Source organism: Streptococcus sp. E17BB (genome assembly GCF_041807725.1).
Lineage (GTDB): Bacteria > Bacillota > Bacilli > Lactobacillales > Streptococcaceae > Streptococcus > Streptococcus entericus.
The window spans coordinates 37,056-45,719 of record NZ_JBGTZC010000019.1 but is presented as its reverse complement, the minus strand read 5'-3'; the positions used below and the strand labels follow the sequence as shown (position 1 = coordinate 45,719).

4 protein-coding genes and 1 pseudogene are annotated in these 8,664 nt (G+C 46.5%); all 5 read left to right on the top strand.

The genetic code is table 11. The annotated features are described in order from the left end of the window. Positions 1–190: 190 nt before the first annotated feature. The 5 genes and pseudogenes from ACERC7_RS06155 (at position 191) to ACERC7_RS06135 (ending at position 8,589) form a co-directional block, all read left to right on the top strand. Positions 191–1,094: pseudogene (locus tag ACERC7_RS06155) on the top strand (alpha/beta hydrolase). Further along, the gene (locus tag ACERC7_RS06150; RefSeq protein ID WP_373660314.1) at positions 1,036–1,473 is read left to right on the top strand and encodes a hypothetical protein; all 438 of its coding nucleotides are present in this window, start codon (positions 1,036–1,038) and stop codon (positions 1,471–1,473) included. The pseudogene ACERC7_RS06155 and the gene ACERC7_RS06150 overlap by 59 nt, the downstream one beginning before the upstream one ends. 18 nt (positions 1,474–1,491) lie before the next feature. Then, positions 1,492–2,430 carry a polysaccharide deacetylase family protein gene (locus ACERC7_RS06145; protein WP_373666424.1) on the top strand — a complete coding sequence of 313 codons (939 nt, stop codon included), beginning with the start codon at positions 1,492–1,494 and terminating at the stop codon, positions 2,428–2,430. A 103-nt stretch (positions 2,431–2,533) separates the two neighbouring features. Continuing rightward, complete coding sequence (locus ACERC7_RS06140) at positions 2,534–3,079, top strand: class I SAM-dependent methyltransferase (protein ID WP_373658836.1); 546 nt, start codon at positions 2,534–2,536, stop codon at positions 3,077–3,079. Positions 3,080–3,237: 158 nt separating this feature from the next. After that, a complete protein-coding gene (locus ACERC7_RS06135) occupies positions 3,238–8,589 on the top strand; it encodes a discoidin domain-containing protein (protein ID WP_373666423.1) in 5,352 nt (1,783 codons plus the stop codon). Positions 8,590–8,664: the final 75 nt, after the last annotated feature.

Below are 8,664 nucleotides of genomic sequence, written 5' to 3'. Positions count from 1 at the left end.
TCCACTGGTGGAACCATCATCGCATTCACGGTAGTCTCGATTACCAAACACCTATGGTTAAGCGAGTTATCGCTTAACAAAAACACTTTATAAAAATTGTACAGAAAAGGGGTGCCTTTTCAGGCTTTTTCTTGTTATTCTACCATATCGGTGGTACATTTGTACAGTCAAAACTAGAAAGGACGCTCTTATGAACTATCTTTACCTCATCGACAGCCTCATCCTCACCCTCAGCCTCGGGCTGTATGTCCTTTTCCACCAGCCTGCGACTATCGTTCCATTCCTGCTAGCCCTCCTCACCTACCGCTTCCTGCGTAGCCAAGCCCTCTGGCAAAAAGGATTCAGCCTGGCAAGTTCCCTTGCTCTAGTCATCGATTGGTGGAGCGACCGCTACCCTCTCGCCATGCTGGCAGCGACCTTGACAGGCGTGACAGGCCTGAGCCTTGTCCTCTCTCATCTTTTGAAAAATGGCAGAGCTCCTCAAACCGTTTGGGGCAAGGTCAGACGTGGTTTAGCTAGCCTTGCTCTACTAGGTCTTGTAGTTGGTCACCTCTTTTTAACCTACAATGTCATCAACCCAGACGTCATGACCCGCCAAGCTCCGCTATTGTTCAGCGAAAAAACACCCCCAAAAGAAGCCGACCTCCAGCGCACCGAAAAGCTATCAAAGGGCAGAATCAACTACTCCAACCTAACCTATCCATCTCATCTGCCCAACAACACCATGGACATTTACACCACACCACAAGCTAAGGTAACGCTGGTCTACATCCACGGCGGCGGCTACGCTGCTGGCGACAAGTGGAACCGTGAGAATTACCTCTTTCGCTATGTCAAGGATGGCTACAACGTGGTCAATATCAACTACCAGCTCTCACTACCCTGACGGTCTCACACAAGTCGACCAAGCACTGGCTGATGTCGTCGCACAGGCGGCCACCTATAGTATTGATCCCGATAGCATCATCTTGTCAGGCGATTCGGCTGGTGGGCAACTGGCAGGACAGTTAGCACTTGTCTTGACGAATAAAGACTATGCCAAAGCCATTGGCTTTACGCCCAAAACTCATTCCCAAAGCCTATATTGGTGCTAGCTCTTGGTCAGATATTCAAGTGGGCTTAGAGACTGGTTGGGCAATCTTTGATTGGTTCATTCAACCACTTGCCCGTTCCCACTTCCAAGTGCTGGATGTGGAGCAGGCAGCTATTGCCGAAGAAGCCTCAATCGTTAAGCATGTGGATGCCAACTTTCCAGCCAGCTTTATCAGCGATGGTAACACAGGCAGTTTCACCACTGCCAATTTGGCGCTGGTTGACCGCTTGAAGGCACTTGGAGTGAGGGTTGAGAGCCAGTTTTACGACAAAAAAGACATCGAACTCCACCACATCTTTGAGCTGGACATTAAAAACCCTTACGCTCAAGAGGTCTATGCCAAGCATTTAGCCTTTTTGGACAAGGTCTTAAGCAACTAATCTGAAAGGACAACTCACATGAAAAAATATCTCTCACCAGCTTTACAAACCTTAGCAATCCTTATCGTCTTCCTCCTGCTACTAACTGCTGCTCTGTTGACCGAGCACCCTTGGTGGAGCTTGACAGGTTTGAGCCTACTCGGTGTCGTTTCTCTCTATCAGGTCTATCACCCATTTTGGACGAAAAGCCTGACTCTTTTGTCGCTGACCATTTTAGCTCTTGGACTATTTGCCCTCGGCAGACCTTATAAAGACCAGAGCCCGATGAATGACGTCACCGAGGTTGTTCTTGATGGACTAGCTGTTAAGACCCAAATGACCAGCCCTATCGGTCAGACAAAAATCCCTGTCTTGGTCTACCACAAGGTTGTTGAACAACCAGCTGCAGATGATCCTTTTGAGTATCCTCTATCGCTCTTTGAGGCACAAATGACCCACCTCAAAAAAGAAGGCTACACGACGCTGAGTCTAGCAGACTACAAGAACATCTTGTTAGGCAATCAACCCGCACCAGATAAACCCATTTTACTAACCTTTGATGACATCACCGCAGACTTTTATGACAATGTCTTGCCTATCCTCACTGCAAATGAACAAACAGCGACCCTCTTTGCCGTCAGTGATTGGGTGGATAAACCAAACTACCTAACCAAAGAGCAACTGCTAGATATTGAACAAGCAGGCTTTGCTATCCAAAACCATACCAAAAGTCACCCACGCCTCAGCCAGTTAAGCCTATTAGACCAAGAGCAGGAACTTATAACAGCTAAAAACAGGCTTAAAGATTTCCTGAAACAGGACATCACCACCATCGCCACTCCTTATGGCAATCACAATGCAGATACCCTGACTGTTGCTAAGTCCTTACAAACAGATTTGGTCTTCACTGGTCAAACAGGCATTCCCTCATCAAAACTGTCTGATCCCTATCAATTACCACGGATAAGTCTTTTGTAGAGCCACAGTTTTGAGGAGTTTTTGGATTTTTTGTTAAACCACTAGAAGATTAGCTAAAAATAAGGTAAAATGAATCGATAGTTCAATGTATTTGGAGGAAAAAATGATCCAACGACCAATTCATCTGTCGCACGAATTTTTAGCAGAGGTTTTAGATAAGGATGCGGTAGCAGTTGACGCTACTATGGGTAATGGTAATGATACTGCTTTTCTGGCTGGTTTGGCTGGTCAGGTCTATGCCTTTGATGTGCAGGAGTTAGCCTTAGTCAAGACTCAAGAGCGCTTGGCTAGTCTTGGCTTGACCAATGTACGCCTTATCCATGCAGGCCATGAGCAAGTTGACCAATACGTAACCAGCTTGAGGGCAGCTATTTTCAATCTAGGCTATCTACCTAGTGCGGACAAGTCAGTTATTACACAACCTGAAACAACGATTAGTGCTTTGGGAAAAATTCTTGACCGCCTAGAGGTTGGAGGTAGAGTATCGATAATGATTTACTACGGTCACGAGGGTGGGGAGATGGAAAAAGACAGTGTTCTTGCCTTTGTTAAGCAGTTAGATCAGACGGTGTTTACCGCTATGCTTTACCAACCGCTGAATCAAAAAAATCATCCGCCCTTTTTAGTCATGATTGACCGCCTGAAGTGAGGCTATCAACGATAGAGGACATGCCACTTGATAGAGTAGGCATGTTTTTTGTTGGGAAATTCAATATATAATCAGTTGACTTTTTGCTTGGTAAGCTTTATAATAATGGTGTATACGTTTACAATATCTATATTATCATCAAAAGGAGCAAGTGTGAGATGAAAGCTAAACATCGGTTATTTGATGAACGGCAGCGTTATGGTATCAGAAAATTAGCTGTCGGGACAGGTTCTATACTGATCGGCTCTTTCTTGCTGGGGGTCAACACTGCCTTTGCTCAAGAGCAAGCGACCAGTGAAACCACAACTAATTTAGGAGCCGTAGCAGTTGATGAGTATAATCAACTAGCTGAACCCTCTCTGTCAACATCGACGCGACTAGCTAATTTGGAGGAGGGAGAACCTCTTGTTGAAGATTTAATTCACCATAAACAAGGGCAGGTCATGAGTTCAGGTGTTGATTTGAATGATCTGGAGCGTTTTTCCCACGATTATGCTTTTGACCACAATCCTGAGACACGTTATGCTGCACCTAAGATGAAAGAACAGGGGAGTTCAGCAACTGACCCACAGACTCCGCAGTGGGTGCAGATTGATTTGGGGCAGAAAGCTAAGTTGATCTCAGGGCGTGTTGATTTCTATCGTCTCGTTTATTCAACTGATTATGAGGTTTTAACAGCAAGCCAGTCGGATGCGCAGGAGGCTGATTGGCGGCAGGTCGTGCATCGGACTGCTCTGGCTGACTACGGTCCTGCAGATCAGAGTGATTACTTTACTCTAGAAACACCACAAGACCTCGATCGCCATGTCCGTATCCGTTTCAATCGTGTGAATGCAGGAGCCAGTGGCTATGCTGTTTCGGTCAAAGATATTCGTCTTAACGGTTACTTGCTTGCTAATAGCACCACTGAACCAGAAAAACCAGCGACAGCTATTGCCCTAAACCGTCCAGTAACCGCATCGGGAGTGGAGGCAGGGACGGACACGTCACCTGAGCAGGCGTTTGATGGGGATGCTAGTACACGTTGGGCAGGCTTGCCGATGAAGAAATCTAACCGTCCAGACGATATGCAGACACCTCAATGGCTACAGCTTGATTTAGGATCAGATGGCAAGCTAGCTGCTATAGAAATTGATTTTTTTCGTAAGGTTTATGCGACAGACTATAGTCTCCTCACCTCTGCCACAGGTCAAGAGGGGAGCTTTAGAGAGCTTCATCGGTCGACCAATCTAGCTGCCAGTGCTACGGCTGCCGATTTGACAGACCGCCTAGTATTTGAGCAACCTTTAGCGGTCAATCGCTATCTTCGTTTCCAGTTCAATCGGATCAATCACCATGCTGGTGGCAATTCGGTGTCGGTCAAGGATATCCGCGTCAATGGTTGGTTGGCAGAAGACGCTAAAGAACCTGTTGATCCTGTCACCAAGCTAGAAGCAGCTCATCTGATTGTTCGTGATGGGCGTGTGGTGCTGGTTGGGGCAGATACCGATGACGAGTATATCTATGAGGTTATCGGCTCTGCTAATCAATATGTCGTGGATAACCAAGGACGTTTGGCTACCTACCGCCTCAATGATATGGACGTGGTCATGGTTGTCGCTGCTAGGCATCAAACGACGGGTGAGTTGGTCATCCCATCTAAAATGAATAAGACCATTCATATCCCTGCTAGCCATCAAGAAACAGTGACAGGAACAAATGCTAAGCCTTTGCTAGCTTTGGACATTCAGGAGTTTTTACCTGGCGAAGGGATTCTGACCCTAGACGAACAATCAACCTTATATGTCGCTGATGGCTTGGCTAAGCAGGCAGCCTTGTTTAATAAGGACCTGCAAACGATTCTGGGCTACCAATTGTCTTCAGCACCAGCAGACCAGGCGACAATTAGTTTCACACTTACGGATGAGTATGACCTAAAAGACGAGGGCTACTTGATGCGGATTGGGGACAAGGTTGACGTTTTTGCCAAAGACGCCAAGGCTTTCAACTATGCCGCCGTGACCCTTGCTCAGATGTTACAGGCGCAAGGGCACTTGACCAAGGGTGTTTATCGCGATTATCCTAATTATGCCATCCGTGGCATGTTGCTTGATGTGGCTCGGATTCCCATGCGACAGGACTTTTTAGAGGAAGTTTCCCACCTCTTTCGCTGGTATAAACTCAATGAATTGCACCTGCATATCAATGATAACCAGTGGCCGGATGGGTCGCGCTCAAGTGCTGAAGCATGGGCTAAGACGGAAGCTGCCCATCGCTTGGAATCTACCGCATTTCCAAGCCTTAACAAGTCAGCGTTTAAGCATGACCGTTATGAGGGAGAGTACGATTTTTACCGTGATACCTATGGCAATCCTGCCTATTCTTTGGAGGAATTCAAGAAATTCCAAGCTCAAAATGGCGTAGCTGGGATCAACACACTGGTGGAGTTCGACACACCAGGGCATTCGGCGGTGTATTCACTCTATGCCTTGAACAATCCTGACCAGATTGATTATCTTGGTCAACCCATTCACCACCCGAATGATTTAGAAGCGCTAGCCATTAACGAACAAGTGTATCCGGAAGAAACGGCTCGCGCTAAGCGTTTTGTGCGAGAATTATTGAACAGTTATTTGGATGCAGGTATTTTTACCTATGACCATATTCATCTCGGTGTTGATGAATATTGGCAAAAAAACGGTAATAAAGAAGCCTTTAGAACCTATCTAAATGAGCTGAATGAATTAGCAAGAGAGCATGGTAAAACACTCAGAACTTGGGGAGCGTTGAGCATTTTCCAAGGAAATACCCCAGTCTCCAAAGACATTATCTTTGATGAGTGGGCTCAGTACGAATCAGTGAGTGTTGACCGTATCAATGAAGGTTTTAGAGTGGTCAATGTGCCACAGCCCTTCACCTATGTCACACCCGGGCGTAATCATAAAGACATCATCAACGAGCAGTATGTGTTCGACCACTGGAAGCCTTACGTGTTTAATTTGGATGTTGCCAGTCACCAGCGCCAGGCATTGGAGGGCGAGCCCTTACTTTTAGGAGCCAAGGGAGCGATGTGGGGCGATGAACATGCTGAAGGGATTGAGGAGAGCGATTTATACTACCGTTTGGAAAAATCTCTCGCTATGATTGGTTTTAAGACTTGGAATGGGAAATCACCTCGGAGTTTTTTGGAGTATCAGAAAGCCCTTGAAGCCACACGCCTCCGCAACAATTACCTGCCTTACCAGACAAAGACAGAAGTTCTGTTAAATATTGGTGCGACCTATGCTCAGGATAACCAGGTCAGTGATTTGTCAACCAACGGCTTGGGGATTCGCTCTGAAGGTCGGACGGCTATCGTTGAACTTGATGGCGAAAAATGGCTAAAATTTGACGGAGACAATCATCTGGTGACTGATGTGCAGACCTTGGGCTTGCCTTACACCCTTGAGATGACCTTTAAACCGACTAATGTTGACAAGGGGAGTTTGCTTTTATCAGAAGATGGAGCCTTGTTCCTCAACGCCAAAGGTCGAACACAAGCAGGTGAAGTTGCTGAAGGTTTCAATCTTAATCGCTATTTTTATTCACAACACATCGCACCAAAACTGGAGAGCGGTAAGGTCTACAAACTGACCTTAACAGGGACCAGAGAAGTGCTCAATGTTTACTTGAACGATGAGCAGATTGCCTCTTTTAGTCATACAGAAGGGTTGCCTCTAGGCACGCGTGGGAACTTTAGAACCTCATTTAACCTCCCAATCAAGGAAATCGGCAAGGGATTTGAGGGTTACATCAAAACTATCACGGTTTATAATCGAACTCAGGAAGCAACTGAAGTTGGCAATGAACATCTGGAACGGGTCAATGTTGCCTTGCACAAGCCTGTCTATGATTACCGTCATCAGTCAGCTTTTTGGAACCAGCACATCAAACCTTACCATCGTGGTCGCTTGACCGATGGTGACACAGACGGTCCAGAAGGGCGCTGGCAGTCATCGAATCATGACCATGATTACTTTATCGTTGATTTAGGTGAACAAACTGATTTTGATACTGTACAGGTAGTATTTGATGCTTCTAGAGCGGCAACTGCCTTTAACATCGCCGTGTCAGATGACATGACTAATTTTAGGGACGTTAAGCAAGTCACCCAAAACACGACGACAATGGTCACGCTTGACCTTGGACCTCAGAAAGCTCGTTATGTGAAGTTTGCATCTGTCACCAGAAAACCTGGCACTAATGAAGTAGGCATCAAGGAATTCAGAGTTTATCAACCACGAACAGTTGATAAATCAGCCTTAGCTCAGCTATTAGCCACTAAAGAAATTACGATTGAAAACGATACTTGGTTGTATGCAACAAATGTGCTCGCCAATAAGTTTGCGACTGTTCAGGACGTTAGCGACGCCTTGGCCTTGGTGGAGAAGTTGAAAGACCGTACAGCAGAAGATGACGATTCAACAGTAGCCCCTGAGACCCCAGAGGATGCAGGCAAACAAGATGAAACTCCAGCACCAGATTCGTCAGATGGTGCTGATACACCTGACGTGTCCGCTCCGACCTCACCAGAAGATTCATCGGACAGTGGTGCTGGTTCAGATAGCGCAAGTGAATCAGCTGATACGCCAGCTAACTCGGTGGACAACGGTTCTGGTTCAGAGGATGCAGGCAAACAAACTGAAACTCCAGCACCAGATTCTCCTGATATGTCTGCCCCGACTTCACCAGAAGATTCATCAGAAAGTGGAACTGATTCAGGTAGTGCAGGCGAACAAGATGAAGCTTCAGCTCCAGATTCGTCAGATGGTGCTGATACGCCTGATATGTCTGCCCCGACCTCACCAGAAGATTCATCGGAAAGCGGAACTGATTCAGGTAGCGCAGGTGAATCAACTAATGCGCCAGCTGACTCGGTTGACAATGGTTCTGATTTAGAGGGTGCAGGCGAACAAGCTGAAACTCCAGCTCTAGATACGCCTGATATATCTGCCCCGATCTCACCAGAAGATTCAGAGGCCAGCGGTGCTGGTTTAGATAGCGCAGGCGAATCAACTAATGCGCCAGCTGACTCGGTAGACGATGGCTCTGATTTAGACGGTTCAAGTGAACATGCTGAAACTCCTACTCCAGATTCGTCAGATGGTGCTGCTTTACTTAATGTTGGCATAGCTCAGCGCTTGATGAATGCTGATAGAACAAGGCCATCAGAACATAATCTGACAAGTAGTCTCTCTCTGTCTGGAGAATTTGCTACAAGAAGTGATGAAAATAGTCAAATATCAGCTGCTTTCCCACAGTCAAGGAATGCAGAAACAGCGCAAGCAATTACTCAAAATCACCAAGCGAGTGAACGTGCCAAAAATCCAATAACTACAGAACCTAAGAAAATGAAGAGCGCAAATTCCTCTCCTAAAGCGTCAGCAACTCAAGCAGAAACCAGTGATTTTCCCGCTTTACTCGTTTTAGGTGCTGGCGGTATGCTTGCGGCACTCGGACTACTGAGCGTCAGACGTCGCGGTACAAAGTAGGTAAGAAATATCAAGGATGACTTGCACCGTTGCCTAGTGCAGACTAAAGAACAAAACACCCTTCAGCCTTATTGC